Raw genomic sequence first — 23,675 nt, 5'->3', positions numbered from 1 at the left:
ATGAACCGCGTCTCTACGGCGACAGGGGTTTCAGCCAGAACCGCAGCCGATGCATGCTCGCCTGCGCGACGCCGACTTCCTGCCACTCGAGCTCGCAGAACATGTCGTCCTGGCGCATATAGCCGCGTTTGATCCAGAACGCGTCGTTGTCGCGATGCCCTGCCGGCCGGCGCGGGTCGCCGGCTTCGTGCTCGACCGCGCAGAACGCGGTCAGCGCGAAGCGGCCCAGGCGCCGCGCGTAGCCTTCGCGCTCGTCGAAGAAACGATGGCCGAGGCCGTGGCCGCGATACTCGCGCAACAGCACCGACTCGCCGAAATAGAATACGTCGCCGAGCGCGATGCCGCGGTCGAGGAACGGTTTCTTGAAAGCCGCGCTCTCGTCGGCCAGCGGAATGCCGGTCGAAGCGCCGATCACGCGCCCAGCGTCGGTCGCGAGCACGAACAGGCTCTCGGGCGATTGCGCGTAGGTCGCGAGATAACGCTTCTCGTAGTCACGGTCGCCGGCGTACAGGTATGGCCAGTCGCGGAACACCGCGATGCGCAAGTCGGCCACCGCATCCAGATGCGGCGCGATCTGCGCGCCGGCGAACGTCTTCACATCGATCATGCGCGGAACGATAGCGGAAGCCATCGTGACTGCAAAGTTGCCGTCCTAGCGAAGACGGCGCATCCACTCGACCGCACCCTGTCCCGCGATCCTTCCGCTCGCGAAGCAGGCGGTGAGCAGGTAGCCGCCGGTCGGCGCTTCCCAGTCGATCATCTCGCCGGCGCAGAACACCCCGGGCAACGCCTTCAGCATCAGGCGTTCGTCGAGCGCGGCGAAACGCACGCCGCCCGCGGTGCTGATCGCCTCGACCAACGGTCGCGGGCGGACCAGCGTCAACGGCATCGCCTTGATCGCTTGCGCGAGTCGCTGGGGATTCCGCATCTGGTCTTTCGCGAGCAATTCGTACAGCAGCCCCGCCTTGACGCCGTCGATGCCCGCATGGCGACGCAGGTGCTCGCTGAAGGTGCGCTTGCCGCGCGGCTGCGCAAGCTCGCGCGCGAGTCGCGCCGCGTCGCGGCCCGGCGCGAGGTCGAGATGGATCGTCGTGCGGCCGTGTGCGCCGATGGCGTCGCGCAGAGGCGCTGCCAACGCATAGATCAGGCTGCCTTCGATGCCGTGCGCGGTGACGACGAATTCGCCCTGGCGACGGATCGCATCGCCGCTTTCGTCGCGCCATTCGACGACGACCGGCTTGACCGGCTGGCCCGCATGCTTGCCGGCGAAGAATTCGCTCCAGCCCTCGGCCGTGCCGCGTGCGATCTCGAAGCCGCAATTGGCCGGCCGCAGCGGCGCCAGTTCGACGCCGCGTTCGGCCAGGATCGAAGTCCATGCGCCATCCGAACCGAGCACGGGCCAACTGCCGCCGCCGAGTGCGAGCACGACCGCGTCGGCGTGCACGGGGCTTTCCCCGTCGCCATGCGCGAAACGCAGCACGCCGTCGCCGCCCCAGCCGAGCCAGCGATGCTGCACGTGGAAATTCACGCCGTCCGCACGCAACCGCCGCACCCAGCCGCGCAGCAGCGGCGCGGCCTTGAGATCGTTCGGGAACACGCGCCCGGAAGTGCCGACGAAAGTGTCCACGCCGAGCCCGCGCGCCCAGTCGCGCAGCGCCTGCGCATCGAATTTTTCCAGCCATGCGCGCACTTCGCGCTCGCGCCCGCGATAGCGCGAGACGAACAGATCGAATGCGTCGGAATGAGTGAGATTGAGCCCGCCCTTGCCCGCGATCAGGAGCTTGCGCCCGACCGAGCCCATGCGCTCGTACACGTCCACGGTCGCACCCGCGGCGCGCGCCGTTTCCGCGGCCATAAGGCCCGCCGGGCCGCCGCCGATGATGGCAATTCCGGGATTTTTCACCGCGCGATTTTAGCGCGGGGGACCCTCAATGCCAGAAACGGAATCCGTGCGTGGCGAACCAGATCCAGAATACCGCGATCGCGAGATGGCCGAGCTTGCGCGTGAAGCGCCAGACCATGAACGCGCCGAACACGGCGGCGATGACGATCAGCCATTTGTTCAAATCCATGCCGCCGCCGGCCTGTCGCTGGCCGGCCGAGGCGCTTTCGTACGCCGCCTGGGCAGCTTCGAAACCGCCCGCGATGCCGTCGCGCTTCACACCGTCCTGCACGCGGCGCACCGTATCGGTCAGTGTCATCAATGCCGTGCTCATGCCCCTCTCCGTCGTCGCGCGAACCGATCGCGCCGTGGACACAGCATGCCCGGCATGCCATACCCACCGGCAGTCACGCGCGTCAACAATGCGCCGTGACAAACGTCATCCCGTGCGGACACAGCGTTCCATCGATGAGATTGAACCGCTCTGGCGCCGATGGTCTACTGAAGCCATGTGCGAAACCCGCATGCCCGCCTTGTTCGTCGGCCACGGCTCGCCGATGAACGCGATCAAGGACAACGCCTTCACGCGCGGCTGGCAAGAACTGGCCGCGCGCATGCCGAAGCCCAAGGCCATCCTTTGCGTGTCCGCGCATTGGGGAACGCGCGGCGTTTTCGTCCGTTCCGCGGCGCAGCCGCAGACGATCCACGATTTCTACGGTTTCCCGCAGGCGCTGTTCGACGTGCGCTATGCGGCGCCGGGCAATCCGGCACTCGCAAGGTGCATTGCAGGAATGGTGAAAAGCGTAAAAGTAAACCTAACGCCCGAGTGGGGCCTCGACCACGGCGCATGGAGCGTGCTCAGGATCATGTACCCGCAGGCCGACGTGCCGACGCTGCAACTGAGCATCGACACCGCGCAGCCGGGCGCTTTCCACCATGCGCTCGGCCGCGAACTCGCTGCGCTGCGCGAGGATGGTGTGCTGATCCTCGGCAGCGGCAACATCGTGCACAACCTGCGCACGCTGGATTTCCGCGATCCGCGTCCGACCGACTGGACCGTGCGTTTCGACGAAACGGTGCGCGCGCGCATCGCCGCCGGCCGCATCGACGACCTGCTCCAGTGGCGCACGTTGGACCGCGAGGCCGCGCTGGCAGTGCCGACGCCCGAACACTATCTGCCGCTGCTCTACGTGCTCGGCGCACGACGCGACGGCGATACGGCCTCCTTCCACAACGTCGGCTACTTCAGCACAACTTCGATGACGTCGGTACGTCTCGGCTGAGCGCTTTCGCGATGACCCGAAGGGCGAATGCCGGGATGGCGCGAGTTCGGCGGGAGTGACGAGCGACAGCAGAGTGCGGAATACCGTACCTGCGCGAACGCGACCCGGAAGAATCCGTCAGAACCACAACCGCAGCCCCGCAACGACCTGCGTCTCGCTGCCGATGCGCTCGAAGCCGAAGCGCGGATCCGCCGCATCCGTGCCACGCCGGTATTGGCGCACGACGCCGACGTATGGCGCGAACCCACGCTGAATCTCGTAACGCAAGCGCAAGCCGAATTCGGCGTCGGACAACCCCGCTGCGACGCCGCGTAGGCGATCGTCCCGGCCGTACAGGTTGACCTCGAGTTCCGGCTGCAGGATCAGCCGTTGCGTGAACAGGATTTCGTATTCGGCGCGCAGGCCGAACGCGGTGCGTCCATCTTCGCCGAGATACGCGGCGGCCTCGATCTCGAACCAGTACGGCGCGAGACCCTGCACGCCGAACGCGGCCCAGTTGCGCGCAGGACCGCTGCCGAACTCGCGGCGCGCCCCGAGTTGCCAATCCCACCAACTCGCGAAGGCGTGGTTCCAGAACGCTTCCGCGCGCGCATCGGTCCTGCCGCTTTCGCGCTCGCCTTGCGTGCGCACCAGCAACTTGTCGAAATCGCCGCCGTACCAGGCCTGCGCATTCCATGCGGACGAATACGCATCGTCGCCTTGCGCGAGCTCGAACGTATCGAGCTTGAACATGAAGAACCTCGCGGCGTCGTCCATCTCCATCGCACGCACCATCTGCGCGTCCGACATCGTCGCACCGGCGTGCTGCGGCGGATCGGGCGGAACATGCTCGTCGGATTGCTGCGCATGGGCGCCGAACGCGGACGCCAGCGCGGCGGCCAACAGCATTCGCTCGACGGTCCGCATCACGCCACCTCGACGACGCGGAACATGCCCGCTTCCATGTGGTAGAGCAGGTGGCAGTGGTAGGCCCATTGACCGATCGCGTCGGCGCTGACGCGATAGCTGAGCTTCTGCGCGGGCTGCACGACGACGGTGTGTTTCCTGACCTGGAATTCGCCCTGCGCGGTTTCCAGTTCGCTCCACATGCCGTGCAGGTGGATCGGATGCGTCATCATCGTTTCGTTGACGAGGGTGATGCGCACGCGCTCGCCATGCGTGAGCCTGAGCGGCGCGGCATCGGAGAATCTTTTGCCATCGAACGACCAGACATAGCGCTGCATGTGCCCGGTCAGGTGGAGTTCGATGTCGCGCTGCGCGTCGGCGCTGATCGGCGCGCCGGGCGTATGCAGATCGGCATAGGTCAGCACGCGCCGCCCGTTGTCGCGCAGGCCGACGCCGGGATCGTCCAGGTTCGTGCGCGGCGTCGCCACGAGCATGTCGATCGCAGGTCCGGTCCGCAACGGCGTGGCCATGCCGGCGCCGCAACTGCCTTCCATGCCCTTCATGCCCGGCATTGCGCCGTGATCCATCTTCGAATGATCCATGCCCGGCATCGCGGCGTGACTCATCTCGCCCATCATGTCGCGCATCGTCAGCAACGGGCGCGGATCGAGCATGGGCACCTCGGCGCCCATTCCGGCGCGCGGAGCGAGCGTACCCCGCGCGAAGCCCGAACGGTCCATCGACTGGGCGAAAATCGTATAGGCGCGGTCGGCGTCGGGTTCGACGATGACGTCGAACGTCTCCGCCGTACCGATGCGGAACTCGTCGACCGTGACCGGGTCGATATCCTGCCCGTCGGCCGCGACCACGCGCATCTTCAGCCCCGGAATGCGCACGTCGAACATGCTCATCGACGCACCGTTGATGAAGCGCAGGCGCACTTTCTCTCCGCGCGAAAACAGGGCCGTCCAGTTCGATGCGGGCGACGCACCGTTCATCAGGTACGTGTAGGCATGGCCGGAAACGTCGGCGAGATCGCTCGGGCTCATGCGCATCTCGTTCCACATGCGCCGTTCAGCAAGCGCGCCACCGAGCCCCTGCATGCGCGCGTCGCGCAGGAAGTCGCCGAACGCGGGCTTGCCGAAATCGTAGTAGTCGCTCTGTTTTTTCAGCGTCGCGTAGATGCGCTCGGGATCGACGTCGCTCCAGTCGGACAGCAGCACGACATGGTCGCGGTCGGCGCGCCGCGCAGGGTCGCGCGGCTCGATCACGATCGCGCCATACAATCCGGTCTGCTCCTGGAAACGCGAATGGCCGTGGTACCAATACGTGCCGCTCTGGTTGACCTTGAAACGGTAGATATACGTTTCGCCCGGCGCGATGCCCATGAACGAGAGGCCCGGAACACCGTCCATGTCGGCCGGCAGGACGATGCCGTGCCAATGGATCGAACTCGTCGTCGGCAGCGTGTTGCGCACGCGCAGCGTCACCGTGTCGCCCTGGCGCCAGCGCAACGTCGGCGCGGGCAGCGAGCCGTTGACGACGGTGGCGATGCGGCGCGCGCCGTTGAAATCGACCGGCATCGCGCCGATCGTGAGATCGAACTCGCTGCCGGAAAGCACCGGAACCTGCGGCGCAACGAACGCCGCATGCGCATCGACGCCGAGGCCGGCGAAAAGGCCGCCGAGCGTCAGGTCGCGCACGAAGCGCCGGCGCGACGGCAGCGCGAGGCGGTCCGCCAGCGTGGTTGTCGAATGGAATCGATTCATGAGGTCAGTGTGCGTCCTTCTCGCCGTTCGCGCAAAGCGTACCGAATCGGACGCCGCCAGATGCTACGATGACGCCGTGAATTATCGCCACGCCTTCCACGCCGGCAATTTCGCCGACGTCTTCAAGCATGCGATCCTGCTCGGCCTGATCGATGCGCTCGAAGCCAAACCAGCGCCGTTCTGCTACATCGATACGCACGCCGGCGCCGGCCGCTACGACCTGCGCGGCGAGGAAGCGCGCAAGACCGGCGAATTCGTCGACGGCGTGCAGCGCCTGCTCGTCGCCGCGAACCTGCCCGACGGTCTGCGCCGCTATTTCGACCTGCTGCGCGCGGCGAACGCCGACGACGAACACGGCCACCTGCACGTCTATCCCGGCTCGCCGCTGGTCGCGAGCCTCGCGCTGCGTGCGCAGGACCGCATCGTGCTCTGCGAAATGCAACAGGCCGAAACCATTGCGCTGAAGACGCTGTTCGCCGGCGACAAACGGGTCGGCGTGCACCGCCGCGACGGCTATGCCGCGCTCGCGGGCTTCGTGCCGCCGAAGGAGCGCCGCGGCCTCGTTCTGATCGACCCGCCGTTCGAAGCGCAGGAAGCCGAATTCCGCGCGATCGAGGGCGCGCTCGCCGACGCCTGCGAGCGCTGGCCGACCGGCATCTACGCCGTCTGGTATCCGATCAAGCTGCGTCGGCAGGTGCTGCCGTTCCATCGCTGGTTCGCCGCACACGGCCTGAAAAAGACGCTCGCCGTCGAACTGATGATCGACGCCGACGACTCGCCGCTGCGCCTCAACGGCTGCGGCATGGCCATCGTCAACGCGCCGTGGCGGTTCGACGCCTGGCTCGCGCAACTTCTGCCGGATCTCGCACGCCTGCTCGCACGCAGCCCGCGCGCGAGCCATCGCATCGAGTGGCTGACCGCGGAATAGCGCAAGCAACGACTCGCACGCCGGGCGTCGCCGAATTCCTACACAATCGCGCGGCGACCTTGCGTATTGCACCGGTCCGGCACGTCCTATCTTACCTGCACCTTGGCGGAGATACGGTCATGCGCGATTTTCCTTCGACGAACCAGTCCGGCCTCACCCTCATCGAACTGATTTTCACCCTCGCCATCCTCGCCGTGCTCACGTCGGTCAGCGCCCCCGCGCTCGGCAGCCTGATCGACGGCGCCCACTCGCGCAGCGCGCGCGGCATTCTGCTCGGTTCGCTGAGCCTCGCGCGCATGACATCGGTGAGCACCTATCGCGAGGTGATCGTCTGCCCGAGCGCCGACCATTCCAGTTGCACCGGCGACCTCTGGTGGCAGCACGGCTGGATCGTGTTCGAAGACACCAACCAGAACAACCGCCGCGACGACGACGAACCGCTGATCGAGGTCGTCGCCGCCCAACCCGGCATCGCGATCGCGACCAGCACCGGCCGCAAGTTCGTGCGCTTTCGCCCCGACGGCAGCGCCAGCGGCACCGACCTCACCTACACGATCTGCGACCGTCGCGGCGTCGACAAGGCCACGGCCATCGTCGTCAGCAATCCGGGCCGCGTGCGCGAGGCACCGGCCGACCCCGCACGCGCCGCCACCGCTTGCGCGGCGCTGGCCCGGTAGGGGCTAGCGGCAAACAGCACGCCCGGAAAACGACAAGGCCTGAACCGCCCCGGGAACGTCGGAGGCTGGTTGGTGTGAGTCAAGCCGCCATCGGCATCTCACGGTGTTGCTGTTGCTGATGATATATCGCTTCGGCTTCCGCCGGCGGTAGGTGTCCGATCGAGGAGAGTAGGCGGTGGTGGTTGAACCAGTTCACCCACGCCAGCGTCGCCATTTCCACGGCTTCCAGGTTCGGCCAGGATCGGCGGTGGATGACCTCGGCCTTGTACAGCCCGTTGATCGTCTCGGCCAGCGCGTTGTCGTAGGAGTCGCCCACGCGGCCGACCGACGGTTCGATGCCGGCCAGCGCCAGCCGCTCGGTGTAGCGGATCGACACGTACTGCACGCCGCGGTCGGAGTGGTGGATCAGGGCTTGCTGCACCGGTCGTCGATCGTGCAGCGCCTGCTCCAGCGCGTCGAGCACGAAGTCCGTGCGCGCCGATCGCGACACCTTCCAGCCGACGATGCGGCGCGCGAACACGTCGATCACGAAGGCCACGTAGACGAAGCCCGCCCACGTCGACACGTAGGTGAAGTCGCTGACCCACAGCGCGTTCGGACGGTCGGCGTGGAACTGCCGGTTGACGCGATCCAGCGGGCACGGCGTGGCCTTGTCGCTGACTGTGGTCTTCACCGGCTTGCCGCGGATCACGCCTTGCAGGCCCAGCCTGCGCATCAGCCGCTCGACCGTGCAGCGCGCCACGCGCACGCCCTCACGCAGTAATTGCCGCCATACCTTGCGCGCGCCGTACACCTGCAGGTTCTCGGCGTAGACGCGCCGGATCGCCTGACACAGGTCGTCGTCACGACGCGCCCGCGCCGAACGTCGATCCGGATGGCGACGTTCCCGCGTATGGCGGCGATACGTCGACGGAGCGATCGGCAGCACGCGGCAGATCGGCTCGACTCCATGGATGGCTCGGTGATCGTCGATGAACGCGATCATGGCTTGAACCGGCGGTCGAGCTCCGCCTGTGCAAAATACGCCGACGCCTTGCGCAAGATCTCGTTCGCTTGGCGCAGTTCGCGAATCTCTCGCTCCTGCGCCTTGAGCCGATCACGCTCGGACGTACTCAACCCCTCGCGCCGGCCTTCATCGACCTGCGCCTGCCGCACCCAGCGCCGCAACGTCTCCGACGTGCAGCCCAGCTTGCCGGCCACCGAGGCGATCGTCGCCCATTCCGAGCCGTATTCGGCTTGGTGCTCGCGCACCATCCGCACCGCTCGCTCTCTCACTTCCGCAGAATACTTCGTGTTTGTCATTGCTCCATCCTCTCAAGAGTGGGAGGGGAACATGCGGTTCGTGTCGGTGAAGACGATCGAGCAGCAAGCGCGTCTGTCGTGGCATCGCGTGCGCGAGGGCTACAAGGCCGAAGCGCTGGCGATCGGCAAGCCACGCCCGAGCAGCGCTGGATCAAGGACCTGTCGAGCCGACTGCCGTTCGGCAAGGTGCTGGTGGCGATCGCCAACAAGCACGCGCGGCAACTGTGGGCGATGCTGGCGCGAGGAGAGGAGTACGACGCCGAGGCGTGGCTGCGTCATCCGATGGTGCAGCGGCCGGCGAGCCGGAAGGCCGTGATGGCGTAAAACAAACGAAATTCGAGTTCCCTCGCCGGAGCGAAGCGGTAACGAGCGGTCAGACCGCCCTGCGGAGAGCCTGACTAACTAGGTGGCGTCAGCACATGCGGGGACTGATCCTCCCGGCATGGACGAACCCGGTGAATGAGAGAGGCCCGCGGGTGCGGTTTTTACCCTGGTCCGGATCGGCAACATCGATCCCACAAGACCGATTACGGAAATGCAGTCTGGCAATGCTTGAAACACCGAAAGCACCGGCGAAGCAACCAAGCAGTACGCAGTAAGAATCAGACAGAGCGAAGCCGAAAGCTCGAGGCGAGGACGGCATTTACCTTGGGGTTTGACGGGAAGCTCCTTACGGAATTGCTAGGCTGCGTCACCGGATGCCGGTCACGTCAAAGTGTGGATTCTCGATGATGCCAAACCGATTGCCAAATGGATCAGTAACCGAGCCAGTCTTGATGCCACCGCCAACGTCCGTGACCGCATCCAGCGGCGTTGCGCCGAGCTCAACCAGACGAGTAAATGCTTGCGATGCGTCAGCCACGCCCCACAAAGGCTGAGGGCCAGAGACGCCTGATTGTCCGTCAGGAATTAAACCAAGCTCGAAACCGCCAACGTTGAAGCCAACGTAAAACGGCTCGTCGAAGTACGGGGCAAGCCCAAGAGCCTGCGAGTACCAAGCTTTGGCGGCCGCGATGTCGTTGACGGGGTAGATGGCAGTACGAAGTCCAAGAATCATGCTTTACTCTCAAGTTGCAAAATGGCCTTTTCAGCAGCCTATCTCGACGATCACGCCAATAAAATGACAAAAGGGCCGTAGAGGAAACCCCTACGGCCCTTTGATTCATATGGCTCCCCGAGACGGGCTCGAACCGCCGACCAAGTGATTAACAGTCACCTTTTTCATAGTTCGTAATCCCTTGTATTTTCTTAATTATGTCGCCAGAGTCCGCATTTCATCTGGTGTTTGTGTTGACAATCCCGGACACGGCGCGGACAATGCCGGACACAGATTACGCACAATTTCCCGGACACAGACCCGGACACAGAAACAGGTGACTAATCGGCGAGAGGCGAAATTTTCACGCCGATTCGGGCAAGGGATAGATTATCACCTGCCGATTCATGTTCGTGTCGTGTCCGGGTTCGGGACTCAAACCGAGGGCTTGCGACATGGCAAAGTATACAATTACAGAGTCGTTCATCCGCGCGAAGATCATCGAGGGCACCGACCGCAACGTCATCTTCTACGACGACCACGCGAAGGCACCGAAGGGTTTCGGCTTGCGCGTGACGCCGAACGGCGCTGCGGCTTTCGTCATCAATTACTTCGTCGACGGCAAGGAGCGGCGTATCACCGTCGGGCCGCATCCGGGCCTTTCGATCACCGCAGCGCGCGAGCGGGCGCACAAGCTCAAAGCCGAGGTCGCACTAGGTGGCGACCCGCTTGCCGACAAGGAGCGCAAGCGCGAAGAGAAGGTCGAGCGCGCGCAGCGCGCGCAGAAAGTCGCGACGCAAACGCTTGGTGCACTACTGCTGGCCTACGCCGATCATCTTGAAGCGCAAGGCAAGGTGTCTGCGGGCAACGTCCGCGACGTGGCAGAGAATCACGTAATGCGCGCGCACGCGGAGCTATGGGCGACACCTGCCGCAGATATCCAGCCCGACGACGGCGTGACGATCCTTGCGCCGCTGGTGCAGGCTGGCAAGGCGCGCAGCGCGGGCAAGCTGCGAAGCTACCTGCGGGCCGCATACAGCGCCGCCGTGCGTGCGAGACTGGACGCGAGCGCGCCGCAGTCTTTGCGCGTTCTAGGTTTGCGATCGAATCCAATGGCCGAACTGCCGACCGTTGACGGCGGTACTGGCGGAACGCGAGAGCGCGCGTTATCCATTGCCGAGCTTCGCAGCTACTGGCGTCGCATCGAGGCCATGAACGGCGCGGACGGTGCGCTGCTGCGGCTTCACCTTCTGACCGGCGGGCAGCGCGTGCAGCAACTGGCGCGCGTCACCGTCGCCGACTATGACCGCGACGCGAAGGCGATCCGCCTGCGCGATCCGAAGGGCAAGCGCGAGAAGCCGCGCATCCATATCGTGCCGCTGATCGAATCCGCGCAGGACGCGCTAGAGACGCTGCGCGGTAAAGGCGACTACCTTTTCAGTATCGACGGCGGCAAGACGCCTGCGGGCTATGACGTGCTACACAACCGTCTGTGTCCGGTTGTGACCGCGATGCAGGATGCGGGCGAGATCGAAAGCAGGTTCACCATCGGCGACTTGAGGCGCACGGTAGAAACTCGGCTCGCCGCGCTTGGTGTTTCGCGCGAGATACGCGGGCAACTGCAATCGCACGGACTGGGCGGCGTGCAGGTGCGGCACTATGACAAGCACGACTATCTTGACGAAAAACGCGCGGCACTCGAAGCACTGCACCGGCTCGTCACCGGCACCGACGCCAGCGTGACACCGATCAAGCGCAAGGCGTAACCGAATCCGGCATGTGCCGGTAAGCGGCTCGCCAGCATCTCCTACATGCTGGCGAGCCTCACCACAACGAAGAAGAGGACTTCATCATGGCTACGAAAGAGAGTAACACCGCGCCGTTTGACGGCGATTTTTCTGATCGCAGAGTGTTCATTTGCCGACCCGACGATAAGCGGCTGACGGGCGCGAATTGGCCGCAGACCGGCGGATTCGAGCAGCGCGCAGACGGCCCAACCTACCTTGTCATAGGAAGCGAGACGGACAACGAGCGTTGTTCAAGCCTCGCTAAACGATTCGGGTTCGAGGCGACAGACTTGATTCGTTTCCGCGAGCAGGCGTAACTCGCATGGCAACAAAGCGGACGACCAAGAGCAAGGGCGCGCCTTCGGGCGCGTCCGGCACGCGCACATGGGCGCAATGGGACAAAGCCCATTTGCAAACCCTATCCATACGTTTGTCGGAAACACTTGTGGGTGAGATAGACGGCAAAGCGACAAAACGAGGCGTAGCATTTGATGAGCAAAAAGAGGTTGCGAGCTGCGCGCTTCGCTTGCTTGACTCCGCGCGTAAGTATTGGCTTGCCGGCAATGACGACACGGCCATCGAGTGCGTGCTGTACGCAGGGATGTACGTCGCCGCGCTTGGGCGCGCAGAAAAGATGTTGAGTGAAGTAGTGAAGTATGCCGCTCACGCATCACATACCGCCGATAAAGCGGACAAAGCCGACGTGTTGCGCATCTACAAAGCCGAGCGCGCGAAGTTCAAGAATAAGGACAATGCGGCGGAAATGATCGGGCTGCGCGTCAACCGACCTTTCAGCACAGTCCGCAAATGGCTACGCGGAGCCTAGACGCTGCGCGCAGCGTCTAGGCGCTGCGCGCAGGCTATCTCGGCACGGGCAACCCATGCGCATAGTGTGCGTATCCGGTACTACACCGGAGCACACACAATGTCACAACCTGTCACCGCATCGGCTACGCCGATCCTCGCCGACTATCTCACGATAGCCGCACTCGCCGCTGAACTCGGCGTCACTACCCGCACGATCCGCCGCTGGCGCTGGAAGCGCACGGCACCGCCCGCGATCCGCATGCACGGTCGCATCCTGTACCGTCGCGCCGACGTTATCGCGTGGATCGATTCGCAGCGCGAGGTGGCCGCATGATCGCCGCCGACCACATGCGCCGCGTGTACGGCACGCACGCACCCTGCGCGCCCGATCTCGAAGTTTTGCGCCGCCAACTCGCAGATTTGCCCGATCACGTCGCCGGAATGATTTGGGAGGCGGCTTCGCGTCCGTCGCCGGACAAGCTGGAATTGCTGGCGTCGCGCTTGAACGGCGTCGCACGGCTTGCGCTGACTCTTGCCGCGGCATTGATTACAGAGAGCAAGGCCACGGAGGGCGCAGCGGATGGCAGCTAATCCCCAGAAACAGCACGGCCCCGACGCTGCGAACGCCGAGGCCGCAAACTTCAACACTGGCGCGAACAAGTATACAGCACTCCCCAAAGCAATTCACGGCAGGCCGCGCGGTTTTATCGACTGGCGTCCACAAGCGGCAAGCCGTGAACTTGTCGAGCGCATCGGAGCCGTACTGATCGAGTACAAACGTTTTCTGCCGTTGACCGCCCGGCAGATTTTTTACCGGCTTGTCGGAACAATCGACTACGAGAAAACCGAGGCCGCCTATGATCGTTTGCTGGAGACGCTGAATCGTGCTCGCCGCGCACGAATGATCCCGTTTTCTTCAATCCGCGACGACGGCTTTCATGTCGCCGATGATGTTGGTTGGAACAATGTGGACGAGGCGCGTAGAGCGATCATCCACACAGCCAGCAAATACCGGATCGACAGACAACGCGGACAGCCGCGCCGCGTTGTCTTGTGGTGCGAAGCGCAAGGCATGGCACCGCAACTTGAGCGTGTCGGCAACCAGTATTCGATCCCCGTCTATTCGAGCGGCGGTTTCGACTCCGTGACCGTCAAGCACAACATGGCGGAGAAATTCTCGTCATGGGGCAACGCGCTGGTGCTGCACGTCGGCGACCACGATCCGAGCGGCGTGCATGTGTTCGGCTCACTGGACGAGGACATTCGAGCATTCATCTCGGACATGGGCGGCTCGGTGGAGTTTCGCCGCGTGGCCGTACTGCCGGAACACATCGCCGAGTACGGGTTGTTGACCGCGCCGCCGAAAGATACCGACCGCCGCAACTTTCACGGCGAGACGGTACAGGCCGAAGCACTGCCGCCTGACCTGTTGGCCGCGCTGGTAACGGACGCGATCAAGGCGAATATCAATATGGACGCCTTTCACCAAGCACTTGACGCCGAACTGGACGAGCGCGACCAACTAAAACGGTGGCTCACCCAAGACGAGGACGACAACGGCGGCGGCGAGGAGGGCATGGAATGAGCCTCAAGAAACGCGACCGCCGCAAGCACAAGGGACGTGCTGACGGCGGCGGATTCTTCGCGCTGCCACATGCCGTCATGGCCGCGCCGTCCTATCGCGGCCTGTCTGCGCACGCTGTCAAATTGTTGTGCGACCTGGGTTCGCAATACCGAGGCAACAATAACGGCGACCTGGCTACCGCTTGGCGAATCATGCGCTCGCTGGGTTGGCGCTCGCGTGACACGCTCTTTCGCGCGCAACGTGAACTATTGGAGTCCGGCCTGATCGAACCGACGCGACAAGGCGGCCTGCACAAGTGCAGCCTTTTCGCGTTGACGTGGCTGCCAATCGACGAGTGCGACGGCAAGCTGGACGTGCGCGCTACTCGTGTCGCGAGCGGCACATGGAAGTCACGAATCGCCGCAGCCGAAAACACGAACGCCAACACGGCTACCGTGTCAATCTGACACGCCTACCGTGTTAATTGCCGAACTTCGCCCCCTGAATTAACACGCCTGCCGTGTCAGTCAGCCACTTTTTCGGCCTTCGATTAACACGCCTACCGTGTACCTTTCTATATATACCAAGCGTAGCGCGCTCTTGATCTTGCTCTGCGCTCTGGCTTCTGTGCTCTGGCTGGTGTTCTTGATCGTGCTCTGGCTGGTGGCTGGTGCTGGTGACGCTGGCCGCGAACCGGACGCCGACCTGATCGGTTCACCTGCATTGTGTTCGGTGAAGCTGGATACGGGTTGCTGTCTCACGCATTTTGAGACGCAAAACGCTAAAAAGTATACAGCCGTGCCGCTGGCGTCCGATTTTCAAAAAGGACGATCAATCCCCTGTTATTATCACAAATATCATTGATATCATTACATTTGTCCGCGCAATGTACTTTCATGTCCGGGTATGTGTCCGGGACAATGGCAGGCATGACGCAACCTGATCGCAAGCCGAAAGCCGCCACAACGCGCGCGCGCCTTACCAATGGCCGCGCACTTTTGCCGGGCATTGACGGACGTTCGTTGTGGGCGCGCCTGTACCGCGACACGGCCAGCGCGTTGACGGATCACGTTGGCGGCGAAGATCGGGCCAGCGAGCCGCAACGCCTGCTGATCCGACGCTGCACTGCGTTCGAGGTTGAACTACTCGCCATTGAAGGCCGCTTGACGCAGACACGCGAGCGCGGCGGCGAACCCGATCCTGCTGACTTGGACTTGTTCGCGCGACTGGCAAACGCGCAGCGCCGTTTTCTCGAAACGCTGGGCGTGGATCGTGTGCCGCGCGACGTGACGCCGAGCCTGCACGAATACTTGAACGGCGAGGCATGAAGCGATCCGTTTCGATCCTTGACGCAATCGCCGATCCGAAACTGTTCGGACCGTGGTTTGCGCGCGGCGACTGGACGGCGTGGCGTGCGTTCCTTGCCGCATTGTTCGGCCTGCCAATGGACGCCGACATGCTGGCGATCTACCAACGGCACACAGGCCGCACCAGCGCGCCTACAAGCGCGTTCGGCGAGGCGTGGTTGGTGTGCGGCAGGCGTGCCGGTAAATCGTTTGTAATGGCGTTGTGCGCTGTCTGGCTGGCTTGCTTCAGGACGTACCGCCAACATCTGCAACCAGGCGAGGTCGCAACCATCGCAGTACTTGCTGCGGATCGAAAGCAGGCGCGCACGATCATGCGTTACGTCACGGGCATGGTGCAGGGCATTCCCATGGTGAAACGCATTGTGAAGTCCGAGACTGCCGAAGGTTTCGAGTTCACGAACGGCACGGTTATCGAAGTCACAACGGCATCGAGCCGGGCGACGCGCGGCTACACCTTCGGCGCAGTATTGGCCGACGAAATTGCATTCTGGCCGACGGGCGACGACGCGGCCGATCCAGACAGCGAGATATTGAACGCGATCCGTCCGGGCATGGCGACGATTCCGGGCGCTATGCTGATATGCGCCAGTTCGCCTTACGCGCGCAAGGGCACTTTATGGGACGCGCACGACAAGTACCACGGCAAGGACGGCGCGCCGGTTCTTGTGTGGCAGTCCGCGACGCGGGACATGAACCCGTCCGTCCCGCAGCGGGTCATTGACGATGCCACTGAACGAGATCCGCAGAGTGCAGCGGCAGAGTATGGCGCGCTATTCCGCACGGATGTTGAGCAGTTCGTGCGCCGCGAGGTCATCAAGGACTGCACCGATACCGGCATCCACGAACGCGAGCCGCAGGCGAGTATTCGTTATTTTGGTTTCGTCGACCCGAGCGGCGGCAGTGCGGATAGTTTCACAATGGCGATTGCGCACAGGCGTGACGACCGCATCATCTTGGACATGGTGCGCGAAGTGAAGCCGCCCTTCAGTCCCGAAGCCGTGGTCGACGAATTCGCACATGACCTGAAGCGGTACGGCATCCGCGTGGTGTACGGCGACCGTTATGCGGGCGAGTGGCCGCGCGAACAATTTGCAAAACGCGACATTGTATACACCGTCGCCGACATGGTGCGCAGTGATCTATATCTGAATCTGCTACCGCTGCTGAACAGCGGCAAGGCGCGATTGCTGGATAACCCCCGGCTGGCGCAGCAACTAATCGGCCTTGAGCGGCGCACGGCGCGCGCTGGCAAAGACAGTATCGACCACAGGCGCGGTTCGCATGACGACTTGGCGAACGCGGTTGCAGGTGTTTTGTGCAAGGCGTCGAGGCGTGACCCGTCACAATTTCTGGACGGCAACGTGATTGGTTTTTCCATTTGTTTATGAGGCGAAACATGACTGACGAAACGAAAAAAGAGATTGAGAGCTTGCGCAATCACAATTCCGAATTATTGGCTGAATTGAAACAAGCGAAAGCGGCGGCGAAAGAATTGCAGGCGCAGATTACGGCACTGACTGGTGAGCGGGATTTGGCGCGTGCGGATTACAAGCGAGTGCAGCGGGATACGCCGCTGTCTGAAATGTCGGCGCGGCTGGCAGCCAAGGGCGCGGCGGTAGCGTTCCAGCGTGAGCTTGAATCCGAGTTCGACTTCGTCATGGACGGCGACAAACTGACGATCAAGACGAAGGCGGGCGAGCTGGCGCAGGTGCGTGACGAGAAGGGCTTGCGGCCTGCGCGCTTCGACGAGGGCGACTTGCGCGAGTTGTGCCGTGCAAGTGAAAACCGGGTTGTGCTTGAAGCCTTGACGCCGAGGGCAACGGGCACGGGCGCGCGCAGTGGTGGCGAGCCGCCGGTGTATCCGGTGCGCAACCCCGAATCGAAACCGGCAATGCCTGCATTCGGCTTGCGCTGATATTTGCGAAAGAGTAGATTGTGATTATTGCAGTCGAGTCGGGTTGTGCCTGATTCGATTGCAACAGCACCCGGCCTTGTGGGCCATTCGCGCCGTTGTACGGCAGCGCATTCAAATCCCCACACTTTGAGGCCATATCTATGTCTACCGTAACCACACGTCTTTCGGACGTTATCGTTCCGATTGAATTCACTTCCTATGTCGTCGCCAATACCGCCGAGCGCACGGACTTTTCAACGTCCGGCGTGATGGTGCCCAACGACGTCATCACGCAGCAACTCGGCGTTGGTGCCGAGAGTTTCACCGTTCCCGTTTGGCTGGACTTGGGCAACACCGAGGCCAATATCTCGAACGACGATCCCGACGCGCTGGCCGTGCCGTTGAAGCTGTCCACGGTCAAGCAGGTAGTCCGCAAATCATTCTTGAATCAGGCGTGGAGCGATGCGCAACTGGCCAGCGAGCTTGCGGGCAGTTCGGCACTCGCGCGGATTCAGGATCGCACGGCGGCTTACTGGGCGCGGCAACTGCAACGCCGCTTGATCGCGAGCTTGAACGGCGTGTTGGGCGCGAACGTGAGCTATGACGCTGGTGACATGGTGGTCGATATCCACGCGGCCACGAACGCGGGCGTCACGGCGAGCACGAAGTTCAACGCATCGAGCTTCATCGACACCGCCGCCACGCTGGGCGACGCCTTGAACGATCTTGTCGCCGTCGCGGTTCATAGCAAGGTCTATTCGGACATGCTGAAAGCCGACCTGATCCAGTTCCTGCCGAACAGTCAGGGCCAGCCGATCCGCACCTATCGCGGCCTGGCGGTTGTGGTCGACGACGGTTTGCCGTACACGCCTGCGGCGGGATCGACCAGCGGCGCGGCGGCGCAGAAGTTCACTTCCGTTTTGTTCGGACGCGGCGCATTCGGCTACGGCCTGACTTCGCCAGCGCAGGCATTGGGTACGGAAATCTTCCGCAATCCCGGCGCAGGCAATGGCGCGGGCGTCGAGACGCTGTACAGCCGCGTCAATCTGTCCGTGCATCCGGTCGGGCATTCGTGGATCGAAACGATTGCCGCGCCGCTGTCGGGCGAGTCGGCGAGCTTGGCGGGCATCTCGCCGACGCTGGCCGAGCTGGCCGAGGCCGAACGCTGGGATCGAGTGCTTGAACGCAAGGCGATTCCGATTGCGTTCCTGATCCACAACTGATTGCGAGAGACATGCGCGTGCCCGTCATGGGCCGCGCATCGCAAGTGCGCCGGTTTCCTTGCATTTGACGGCGCACCGCATTAGCCGGTTCGTGGCGCAAAACACCGGCAGGCGCAGCGGCGAGCATTTAACCTCTTAGCCGTCGTGATGCACCCGAAAAGCCTGCTACGTGCATGTAGCGGGCTTTTTTGTGGGCAGCGAATCTGCAAGGCTAAATTTTAAGCAGTGCTTGGAAATCAATCACTTCCAGACCCCTTGCTCGGCGTCGCGCTCGCGCCCGCGAGGTTCAAGCGGCAACGCTGCCACTTGATCGCGAAAGGCTTCCTTGCATACGAGAGGGAGAGGGCGAAGGAGAGGCAGAAAGAATCTGGTGAGCAGTTCGGACGCGGAAAGGTTGTGGAAAATTTTCCACCACCTATCGAACAGGGGAAGGCCCGCGACCGCGCAGGCGAGCGCATGGGCGTATCCGGACGGTTCGGACGATGAATTCCGCGAGCAGCGCGTCGTCGACCACGGCAACAAAAAACCGGCGCTTGACCGGTTGTTTGTGATTGCCTTCAGTACACGGACACAGTACGGACACAGGGTTTTTCGTATGCTAATTTGTATACCGAAAAATGCCGCAAGCCCTTGATTATATTGGCTCCCCGAGACGGGCTCGAACCGCCGACCCAGTGATTAACAGTCACTTGCTCTACCGACTGAGCTATCGGGGAATCGCAAAAGCGAGCCGCTCATTTTCTTCGACTGACCGCACTCAGTCAATAGTCTTGTCAATCTACGGGCACGGGCCTGTCTGCGGCGCCGACGGTGCTGGCCGGTTCGATCCGCCGCGGCACCGGCTCGATGCGCAGGATGTTGTTCGTCGGCAGCACCAGCGACCGTTTCGCGTCCGCATCGTAGACGAAGACGTAGTTGGACACGGCGCCGAGCCAGGTCCACTGCGTCGACTTCGTCGCGGCAAGGTCGGCATCGGCGCCGTTGAGGCGCACTTTCACCTGCGCGGCCTTTCCGTTGCGGCCGCGTCGGCTTCGTGGCCGGCGTAAATCGATACGAAATTCCATCCGTACAGCACGATCGCGGAGAAGTAGAACACCTGCATCCAGATGCGATTGCCCGCTCCCAGATGCCAGTCGAGCCTGCGCAGACGCAGGCGCTGCCACCACGACAGCTCCCTACGCTCCCGCAGTTCTTCGGCCGCGCGACGGTAGCGGCGCCGCGCGCGCGCATTGAGGCGATCGAGCGCCCAGATGATCGGAAACGTCGACAACACGAGCAGCAACGCCGCCGGATGCAGGATGCCCGCGGTGAGGAAATCGCTGATCTGCGACAGGCTCAGCACGGGATGCGGCAGAATGCTGTACAGCGCGGACTCGTGGGCGTGCCCGCCGCTTCGGGCCGCCGCTGCGATCACCTGTACATCCGATTCCGCCACGATGCCTCCACGCGTTGCCAGACCGCGCCGCGGTATCCGCAACGCTGCCCGTTTTCGTCTACTTCACCGCGCGTCGCGGCGGGGCGATGCTGAAATTCAGCAGGCGCAGCGCGCCGGCCTCCTCGATGAAACCCATGCGAAAGCCGATGCGCGCGTCGGGCGCCGAGTAATACCCGGTGACTTCGGTGACGCCCTGCACGTTGCGCCCCGGCGCGTCGACGATGATCGGAGTCAATGCGTCGAGCATCGCGAAGTCGCCGCGCGTGGCGATCGTGTTGCGGTAGTCCGCGGCGAGCTGCGCCGCGGTCTGATGCTCGCGCCATTGCCGCGAGACGATGCCCGCATCGAGAAACTCGTCCATGTTGCGATGGTTCACGGCGACGCCTAACGCGTGCATCGCCGCGCGCACCGCGCGCATCTGCTCGGGCGCCACCGCGAGGCTGTGAGCTTCGCCGGGCCGCGACAGGATCGCACGCAGGTCGGCGGCGGTCGACGGCGCGGCGGCGAGGTGCACATCGATGAAACTCAGTCCGAAACGGTCGCCTTCGCGAATGAAACGCATCTCGAACCGCGTCGGCGGATCGCTGGCGTAGCCACCCTTGACGACAAGCTGGTTGTCGGTATCGACCTGGGCGATACCGTCGAACTGCGGCCGCAGCTTGTCGAGCGCGGTGCAACCCTGCCGCCGCAATCCGCGCGCCGCGCATCAACCCACCGTGAAGCTCTCGCCACAGCCGCACTCGCCGGTCGAGTTCGGGTTTCGGAACACGAAGGCCGAATTGAGACCCTCGCGCGCGAAATCGATCTCGGTGCCGTCGACGAACGCGGCGCTCGCCGCGTCGATCACGAGCTTGATGCCGTCGCGCTCGACCACTTCGTCGTTGGCCGCGACCCGATCGGCGATGTCGACCACGTAGGCATAGCCCGAGCAGCCGGTCTTGCGCACGCCGAAGCGCACGCCGGCGGCCCGCGGGTTGGCGCCGAGGAACTGCTGCATGCGCGTGCGCGCGGCGGGGGTGAGTTGGATGTTCATGCCAGCCTGCATTCTACCTCGCCGAGGCGAGTTCGCTATCATCCGCCCTTCGGCTCTGTGCTCGTCATTCCGGCGAAGGCCGGAATCCAGCGTCTTTGTGATGGCGTCCTGCCTCCTGGATTCCGGCCAATCCATGGCCGCAATGACGATACTTTGAGAATTTGGGTAAGAATCATCGGAGTTTCAAGGCATGTCCATCGCCAGCGTCAAACAAGCACTGTCGGGTTCCATCGCCGCCGACAGCGAGGTCACGGTCAAAGGCTGGGTGCGCACCCGGCGCGACTCGAAGGCCGGCCTGTCGTTCGTCAACGTCGGCGACGGATCGTGCTTCGACCCGATCCAGCTCGTCGCGCAGAACACGCTCGCGAACTATGCGAACGAGATCGCGCACCTGACCGCGGGCTGCGCGGTGATTGCGACCGGCACGCTCGTGCCTTCGCAGGGCAAGGGCCAGGCGTTCGAGATCCAGGCGTCGAAGGTCGAAGTGGTCGGCTGGGTCGACGATCCGGAGACCTATCCGATACAGCCAAAGGCGCACACGATGGAATACCTGCGCGAGGTCGCGCATCTGCGCCCGCGCACGAACACGTTCGGCGCGGTCACGCGCGTGCGCGACTGCATCGCCAAGGCGGTCCACCGCTACTTCCACGAACGCGGCTTCTTCTGGATCAACACGCCGATCATCACCGCGAGCGACGCCGAAGGCGCCGGCCAGATGTTCCGCGTCTCCACGCTGGACACGGTCAATCTGCCGCGCGACGACAAGGGCGGCATCGACTGGAACAAGGACTTCTTCGGCAAGGAGACCTATCTCACCGTCTCCGGCCAGCTCAACGTCGAGGCCTACTGCCTGTCGATGAGCAAGGTCTACACGTTCGGACCGACCTTCCGCGCCGAGAATTCGAACACCGCGCGCCACCTCGCCGAGTTCTGGATGATCGAACCCGAGATCGCCTTCGCCGATCTGAACGACGATGCGACGCTCGCCGAGGATTTCCTCAAGTACCTCTTCCAGGCCGTGCTGACCGAGCGCATGGACGACATGAAGTTCTTCGCCGAACGCCAGGAGAAGACCGCGATCGCGCGCATCGAGGCGCTCGTCAATGCACCGTTCGAGCGCATCGACTACACCGAGGCGGTGAAGATCCTGCAGAACTCGGGCCACAAGTTCGAATACCCGGTCGAATGGGGCAGCGATCTGCAGACCGAGCACGAGCGTTATCTGACCGAGAAGCACGTCGGCCGCCCGGTCGTCGTGATGAATTACCCGGAGGCCATCAAAGCGTTCTACATGCGCCTCAACGACGACGGCAGGACCGTCGCCGCGATGGACGTGCTCGCGCCGGGCATCGGCGAAATCATCGGCGGCTCGCAGCGCGAGGAGCGCCTCGACGTGCTCGACGCGCGCATGCAGCAGTTCAAGCTCGATCCCGCCCACTACCAGTGGTACCGCGACTTCCGCCGCTACGGCACGGTGCCGCATGCCGGCTTCGGCCTCGGTTTCGAGCGCCTCGTCGTCTACGTCTGCGGGCTGTCCAACATCCGCGATGCGATCCCGTATCCGCGCGTGCCGGGCGCGGCGGATTTCTAACTCGGCATCGTCATTCCGGCCATGGATTGGCCGGAATCCAGTACCAGGGACGGGTACGGCTCTTGGCAAAACTTGCAACCGCATCAAAGCTTAAAGTCGCTGGATTCCGGCCTTCGCCGGAATGACGAGCAAAAGAAATGACCGGCATGAACTCCGAATCCATCGTCTCGATCCAGGGCATCAGCAAGACCTACGCGAGCGGCCTGCTGGCGTTGAAACGCGTCGACCTCGACATCCGCCGCGGCGAAATCTTCGCCCTGCTCGGGCCGAACGGCGCGGGCAAGACGACGCTGATCAGCATCGTCAGCGGCATCGTCAACGCGACCACGGGCAGCGTGACCGTCGACGGCCACGACATCGTGCGCGACTGGCGCGCCGCGCGCGCGAAGATCGGCCTCGTGCCGCAGGAACTGCACACCGACGCGTTCGAGAGCGTGATCGCCACGGTGAGGTTCAGCCGCGGCCTGTTCGGCCTCGCACCGAATCCCGCGCACATGGAAAAAGTGCTGCGCGATCTGTCCTTGTGGGAAAAGCGCGACTCGAAAGTGATGACCCTGTCCGGCGGCATGAAGCGCCGCGTGCTGATCGCCAAGGCGCTCGCGCACGAGCCGCGCATCCTGTTCCTCGACGAACCGACCGCGGGCGTCGACGTCGAGCTGCGCCACGACATGTGGCAGATGGTGCGGCGCCTGCGCGAGAACGGCACGACGATCATCCTGACCACGCACTACATCGAAGAGGCCGAGGACATGGCCGACCGCATCGGCGTGATCCGCAAGGGCGAGCTGATCCTCGTCGAGGACAAGGCCGCGCTGATGCAGAAGCTCGGCAAGAAGCGGCTCACGCTCGCGCTGCAGACGCCCTTGCAGCAGATTCCCGCCGAACTCGCCGCGCTGCCGCTCGAGCTGTCCGCGGACGGCGGCGCGATTACCTACACCTTCGACACGCAGACCGAGGAAACCGGCATCGCCGACCTGCTGCGCCGTCTCGCCGCGCACGGCATCGACTTCAAGGACCTGCATTCAAGCCAGTCCTCGCTCGAGGACATTTTCGTTTCCCTCGTGCGGGGCTGAACCATGAACCTGCATGCCATCCATCTTTTTTGCTCGTCATTCCGGCAGGGACTGCCGGAATCCAGTCACAAGGACGTGGACCTTCACGACGTCGAAACGTTGCCATCCATGGCACTGGATTCCGGCACTCCATGCCGGA

General features: G+C 63.5%; 29 protein-coding genes, 1 tRNA gene, 1 pseudogene and 1 other annotated feature. Of the genes and pseudogenes, 18 read left to right on the top strand and 13 right to left on the bottom strand.

The features are described 5' to 3' along the window. Positions 1 to 13 precede the first annotated feature (13 nt). From QM741_RS13825 to QM741_RS13815, 3 genes are read right to left on the bottom strand one after another with little or no spacing between them, the layout of a single operon-like run. Positions 14 to 607, bottom strand: coding sequence for a GNAT family N-acetyltransferase (locus QM741_RS13825; protein ID WP_415208259.1), 594 nt, complete (start codon positions 605 to 607; stop codon positions 14 to 16). A 45-nt stretch (positions 608 to 652) separates the two neighbouring features. Then, positions 653 to 1,903: a TIGR03862 family flavoprotein gene (locus QM741_RS13820; protein ID WP_415208258.1), complete on the bottom strand. Its 1,251-nt coding sequence runs from the start codon at positions 1,901 to 1,903 to the stop codon at positions 653 to 655. A 25-nt stretch (positions 1,904 to 1,928) separates the two neighbouring features. After that, the gene (locus QM741_RS13815; protein WP_415208257.1) at positions 1,929 to 2,216 is read right to left on the bottom strand and encodes a hypothetical protein; all 288 of its coding nucleotides are present in this window, start codon (positions 2,214 to 2,216) and stop codon (positions 1,929 to 1,931) included. 175 nt (positions 2,217 to 2,391) lie between these two features. Between QM741_RS13815 and ygiD the strand changes: the two genes are divergently transcribed. Next, positions 2,392 to 3,165, top strand: a complete 774-nt coding sequence (gene ygiD / locus QM741_RS13810; protein WP_415208256.1) for a 4,5-DOPA dioxygenase extradiol — start codon at positions 2,392 to 2,394, stop codon at positions 3,163 to 3,165. Between the two features lie 117 nt (positions 3,166 to 3,282). On the opposite strand, the gene QM741_RS13805 is transcribed toward ygiD, so the two are convergent. Both QM741_RS13805 and QM741_RS13800 read right to left on the bottom strand, forming a co-directional pair. Continuing rightward, the gene (locus tag QM741_RS13805; protein WP_415208255.1) at positions 3,283 to 4,071 is read right to left on the bottom strand and encodes a copper resistance protein B; all 789 of its coding nucleotides are present in this window, start codon (positions 4,069 to 4,071) and stop codon (positions 3,283 to 3,285) included. Then, positions 4,071 to 5,819: a copper resistance system multicopper oxidase gene (locus tag QM741_RS13800; protein WP_415208254.1), complete on the bottom strand. Its 1,749-nt coding sequence runs from the start codon at positions 5,817 to 5,819 to the stop codon at positions 4,071 to 4,073. The genes QM741_RS13805 and QM741_RS13800 overlap by 1 nt, the downstream gene beginning before the upstream one ends. A 76-nt stretch (positions 5,820 to 5,895) precedes the next feature. On the opposite strand from QM741_RS13800, the gene QM741_RS13795 reads away from it, so the two are divergent. Both QM741_RS13795 and QM741_RS13790 read left to right on the top strand, forming a co-directional pair. Next, complete coding sequence (locus QM741_RS13795) at positions 5,896 to 6,747, top strand: 23S rRNA (adenine(2030)-N(6))-methyltransferase RlmJ (protein ID WP_415208253.1); 852 nt, start codon at positions 5,896 to 5,898, stop codon at positions 6,745 to 6,747. A gap of 119 nt (positions 6,748 to 6,866) precedes the next feature. After that, positions 6,867 to 7,424 (top strand): GspH/FimT family pseudopilin, encoded by a 558-nt coding sequence (locus QM741_RS13790; protein WP_415208252.1) that lies wholly within the window; start codon positions 6,867 to 6,869, stop codon positions 7,422 to 7,424. 79 nt (positions 7,425 to 7,503) lie between these two features. Here QM741_RS13790 and QM741_RS13785 read toward each other — a convergent pair. Then, positions 7,504 to 8,726 (bottom strand): IS3 family transposase gene (locus QM741_RS13785; protein ID WP_415208251.1). Its coding sequence is split into 2 segments (ribosomal slippage): positions 7,504 to 8,444 and positions 8,444 to 8,726, totalling 1,224 coding nucleotides; the frame shifts between segments, so codons are not numbered across the junction. Continuing rightward, positions 8,335 to 8,451, bottom strand: a sequence feature (AL1L pseudoknot). (Overlaps the previous gene by 117 nt.) Before the next feature lie 126 nt (positions 8,727 to 8,852). Here QM741_RS13785 and QM741_RS13780 point away from each other — a divergent pair. Continuing rightward, positions 8,853 to 9,050, top strand: a pseudogene (locus QM741_RS13780) (IS110 family transposase); the annotation flags it as partial. Between the two features lie 367 nt (positions 9,051 to 9,417). Here the strand turns inward: QM741_RS13780 and QM741_RS13775 are convergent. Beyond that, positions 9,418 to 9,783 carry a VOC family protein gene (locus tag QM741_RS13775; RefSeq protein WP_415208250.1) on the bottom strand — a complete coding sequence of 122 codons (366 nt, stop codon included), beginning with the start codon at positions 9,781 to 9,783 and terminating at the stop codon, positions 9,418 to 9,420. Positions 9,784 to 10,169: 386 nt separating this feature from the next. On the opposite strand from QM741_RS13775, the gene QM741_RS13770 reads away from it, so the two are divergent. The 12 genes from QM741_RS13770 to QM741_RS13715 all read left to right on the top strand — a co-directional run bounded on the left by QM741_RS13770 (position 10,170) and on the right by QM741_RS13715 (position 18,404). Then, the gene (locus QM741_RS13770) at positions 10,170 to 11,528 is read left to right on the top strand and encodes a tyrosine-type recombinase/integrase (RefSeq protein WP_415208249.1); all 1,359 of its coding nucleotides are present in this window, start codon (positions 10,170 to 10,172) and stop codon (positions 11,526 to 11,528) included. A gap of 86 nt (positions 11,529 to 11,614) precedes the next feature. Continuing rightward, on the top strand, positions 11,615 to 11,866 hold the full coding sequence (locus QM741_RS13765; RefSeq protein ID WP_415208248.1) for a hypothetical protein: 252 nt from the start codon (positions 11,615 to 11,617) through the stop codon (positions 11,864 to 11,866). A 5-nt stretch (positions 11,867 to 11,871) separates the two neighbouring features. Beyond that, positions 11,872 to 12,375: a hypothetical protein gene (locus tag QM741_RS13760; RefSeq protein WP_415208247.1), complete on the top strand. Its 504-nt coding sequence runs from the start codon at positions 11,872 to 11,874 to the stop codon at positions 12,373 to 12,375. Positions 12,376 to 12,474: 99 nt separating this feature from the next. After that, on the top strand, positions 12,475 to 12,690 hold the full coding sequence (locus QM741_RS13755) for a helix-turn-helix transcriptional regulator (protein WP_415208246.1): 216 nt from the start codon (positions 12,475 to 12,477) through the stop codon (positions 12,688 to 12,690). Further along, positions 12,687 to 12,947, top strand: a complete 261-nt coding sequence (locus QM741_RS13750) for a hypothetical protein (protein WP_415208245.1) — start codon at positions 12,687 to 12,689, stop codon at positions 12,945 to 12,947. The genes QM741_RS13755 and QM741_RS13750 overlap by 4 nt, the downstream gene beginning before the upstream one ends. Then, the gene (locus QM741_RS13745; protein WP_415208244.1) at positions 12,937 to 13,941 is read left to right on the top strand and encodes a hypothetical protein; all 1,005 of its coding nucleotides are present in this window, start codon (positions 12,937 to 12,939) and stop codon (positions 13,939 to 13,941) included. Before QM741_RS13750 ends, QM741_RS13745 begins: the two co-directional genes overlap by 11 nt. Further along, positions 13,938 to 14,387, top strand: coding sequence for a hypothetical protein (locus tag QM741_RS13740; protein ID WP_415208243.1), 450 nt, complete (start codon positions 13,938 to 13,940; stop codon positions 14,385 to 14,387). Before QM741_RS13745 ends, QM741_RS13740 begins: the two co-directional genes overlap by 4 nt. Positions 14,388 to 14,520: 133 nt before the next feature. Beyond that, entirely contained in the window at positions 14,521 to 14,784 is a 264-nt protein-coding gene (locus QM741_RS13735) for a hypothetical protein (protein ID WP_415208242.1), read from the top strand. Positions 14,785 to 14,816: 32 nt separating this feature from the next. Further along, positions 14,817 to 15,248 (top strand): hypothetical protein, encoded by a 432-nt coding sequence (locus QM741_RS13730; RefSeq protein WP_415208241.1) that lies wholly within the window; start codon positions 14,817 to 14,819, stop codon positions 15,246 to 15,248. Beyond that, positions 15,245 to 16,675 carry a terminase large subunit domain-containing protein gene (locus tag QM741_RS13725; protein WP_415208240.1) on the top strand — a complete coding sequence of 477 codons (1,431 nt, stop codon included), beginning with the start codon at positions 15,245 to 15,247 and terminating at the stop codon, positions 16,673 to 16,675. The genes QM741_RS13730 and QM741_RS13725 overlap by 4 nt, the downstream gene beginning before the upstream one ends. 8 nt (positions 16,676 to 16,683) lie before the next feature. Then, positions 16,684 to 17,202: a hypothetical protein gene (locus tag QM741_RS13720; protein WP_415208239.1), complete on the top strand. Its 519-nt coding sequence runs from the start codon at positions 16,684 to 16,686 to the stop codon at positions 17,200 to 17,202. Between the two features lie 95 nt (positions 17,203 to 17,297). Next, positions 17,298 to 18,404, top strand: a complete 1,107-nt coding sequence (locus QM741_RS13715) for a hypothetical protein (protein ID WP_415208238.1) — start codon at positions 17,298 to 17,300, stop codon at positions 18,402 to 18,404. Between the two features lie 640 nt (positions 18,405 to 19,044). On the opposite strand, the gene QM741_RS13710 is transcribed toward QM741_RS13715, so the two are convergent. The 5 genes from QM741_RS13710 to QM741_RS13690 all read right to left on the bottom strand — a co-directional run bounded on the left by QM741_RS13710 (position 19,045) and on the right by QM741_RS13690 (position 20,872). Continuing rightward, positions 19,045 to 19,120, bottom strand: a tRNA-Asn gene (locus QM741_RS13710). 57 nt (positions 19,121 to 19,177) lie between these two features. Then, complete coding sequence (locus QM741_RS13705; RefSeq protein ID WP_415208237.1) at positions 19,178 to 19,402, bottom strand: hypothetical protein; 225 nt, start codon at positions 19,400 to 19,402, stop codon at positions 19,178 to 19,180. Continuing rightward, positions 19,399 to 19,839 (bottom strand): hypothetical protein, encoded by a 441-nt coding sequence (locus tag QM741_RS13700; RefSeq protein ID WP_415208236.1) that lies wholly within the window; start codon positions 19,837 to 19,839, stop codon positions 19,399 to 19,401. Before QM741_RS13700 ends, QM741_RS13705 begins: the two co-directional genes overlap by 4 nt. Before the next feature lie 58 nt (positions 19,840 to 19,897). Then, positions 19,898 to 20,530, bottom strand: coding sequence for a hypothetical protein (locus QM741_RS13695; RefSeq protein WP_415208235.1), 633 nt, complete (start codon positions 20,528 to 20,530; stop codon positions 19,898 to 19,900). A 15-nt stretch (positions 20,531 to 20,545) separates the two neighbouring features. Next, positions 20,546 to 20,872 (bottom strand): HesB/IscA family protein, encoded by a 327-nt coding sequence (locus QM741_RS13690; protein WP_415208234.1) that lies wholly within the window; start codon positions 20,870 to 20,872, stop codon positions 20,546 to 20,548. A 190-nt stretch (positions 20,873 to 21,062) separates the two neighbouring features. On the opposite strand from QM741_RS13690, the gene asnS reads away from it, so the two are divergent. Next, entirely contained in the window at positions 21,063 to 22,463 is a 1,401-nt protein-coding gene (gene asnS, locus QM741_RS13685; protein ID WP_415208233.1) for an asparagine--tRNA ligase, read from the top strand. 10 nt (positions 22,464 to 22,473) lie between these two features. Here the strand turns inward: asnS and QM741_RS13680 are convergent, their stop codons facing one another. Then, positions 22,474 to 22,626: a hypothetical protein gene (locus tag QM741_RS13680; protein WP_415208232.1), complete on the bottom strand. Its 153-nt coding sequence runs from the start codon at positions 22,624 to 22,626 to the stop codon at positions 22,474 to 22,476. Here QM741_RS13680 and QM741_RS13675 point away from each other — a divergent pair. After that, positions 22,610 to 23,536, top strand: coding sequence for an ATP-binding cassette domain-containing protein (locus QM741_RS13675; protein ID WP_415208231.1), 927 nt, complete (start codon positions 22,610 to 22,612; stop codon positions 23,534 to 23,536). The two genes, QM741_RS13680 and QM741_RS13675, sit on opposite strands and share 17 nt — an antisense overlap. The last annotated feature ends 139 nt before the right edge of the window (positions 23,537 to 23,675 follow it).

The sequence above is a fragment of the Rudaea sp. genome (assembly GCF_047601565.1).
Taxonomy (GTDB): Bacteria; Pseudomonadota; Gammaproteobacteria; order Xanthomonadales; family Rhodanobacteraceae; genus Rudaea.
Note: the sequence above shows the minus strand (reverse complement) of the source record. Positions and strands in the feature narration are given on the sequence as shown.

Coding starts and splice junctions, on each gene's coding strand:
- QM741_RS13730 (WP_415208241.1), top strand. CDS start 14,817: ATGTCCGGGTATGTGTCCGGGACAATGGCAGGCATGACGCAACCTGAT.
- QM741_RS13805 (WP_415208255.1), bottom strand. CDS start 4,071: ATGCGGACCGTCGAGCGAATGCTGTTGGCCGCCGCGCTGGCGTCCGCG.
- QM741_RS13790 (WP_415208252.1), top strand. CDS start 6,867: ATGCGCGATTTTCCTTCGACGAACCAGTCCGGCCTCACCCTCATCGAA.
- QM741_RS13770 (WP_415208249.1), top strand. CDS start 10,170: ATGTTCGTGTCGTGTCCGGGTTCGGGACTCAAACCGAGGGCTTGCGAC.
- QM741_RS13680 (WP_415208232.1), bottom strand. CDS start 22,626: ATGGATTCGGAGTTCATGCCGGTCATTTCTTTTGCTCGTCATTCCGGC.
- QM741_RS13755 (WP_415208246.1), top strand. CDS start 12,475: ATGTCACAACCTGTCACCGCATCGGCTACGCCGATCCTCGCCGACTAT.
- QM741_RS13815 (WP_415208257.1), bottom strand. CDS start 2,216: ATGAGCACGGCATTGATGACACTGACCGATACGGTGCGCCGCGTGCAG.
- asnS (WP_415208233.1), top strand. CDS start 21,063: ATGTCCATCGCCAGCGTCAAACAAGCACTGTCGGGTTCCATCGCCGCC.
- ygiD (WP_415208256.1), top strand. CDS start 2,392: ATGTGCGAAACCCGCATGCCCGCCTTGTTCGTCGGCCACGGCTCGCCG.
- QM741_RS13825 (WP_415208259.1), bottom strand. CDS start 607: ATGATCGATGTGAAGACGTTCGCCGGCGCGCAGATCGCGCCGCATCTG.
- QM741_RS13740 (WP_415208243.1), top strand. CDS start 13,938: ATGAGCCTCAAGAAACGCGACCGCCGCAAGCACAAGGGACGTGCTGAC.
- QM741_RS13720 (WP_415208239.1), top strand. CDS start 16,684: ATGACTGACGAAACGAAAAAAGAGATTGAGAGCTTGCGCAATCACAAT.
- QM741_RS13800 (WP_415208254.1), bottom strand. CDS start 5,819: ATGAATCGATTCCATTCGACAACCACGCTGGCGGACCGCCTCGCGCTG.
- QM741_RS13775 (WP_415208250.1), bottom strand. CDS start 9,783: ATGATTCTTGGACTTCGTACTGCCATCTACCCCGTCAACGACATCGCG.
- QM741_RS13725 (WP_415208240.1), top strand. CDS start 15,245: ATGAAGCGATCCGTTTCGATCCTTGACGCAATCGCCGATCCGAAACTG.
- QM741_RS13765 (WP_415208248.1), top strand. CDS start 11,615: ATGGCTACGAAAGAGAGTAACACCGCGCCGTTTGACGGCGATTTTTCT.
- QM741_RS13750 (WP_415208245.1), top strand. CDS start 12,687: ATGATCGCCGCCGACCACATGCGCCGCGTGTACGGCACGCACGCACCC.
- QM741_RS13690 (WP_415208234.1), bottom strand. CDS start 20,872: ATGAACATCCAACTCACCCCCGCCGCGCGCACGCGCATGCAGCAGTTC.
- QM741_RS13745 (WP_415208244.1), top strand. CDS start 12,937: ATGGCAGCTAATCCCCAGAAACAGCACGGCCCCGACGCTGCGAACGCC.
- QM741_RS13675 (WP_415208231.1), top strand. CDS start 22,610: ATGAACTCCGAATCCATCGTCTCGATCCAGGGCATCAGCAAGACCTAC.
- QM741_RS13760 (WP_415208247.1), top strand. CDS start 11,872: ATGGCAACAAAGCGGACGACCAAGAGCAAGGGCGCGCCTTCGGGCGCG.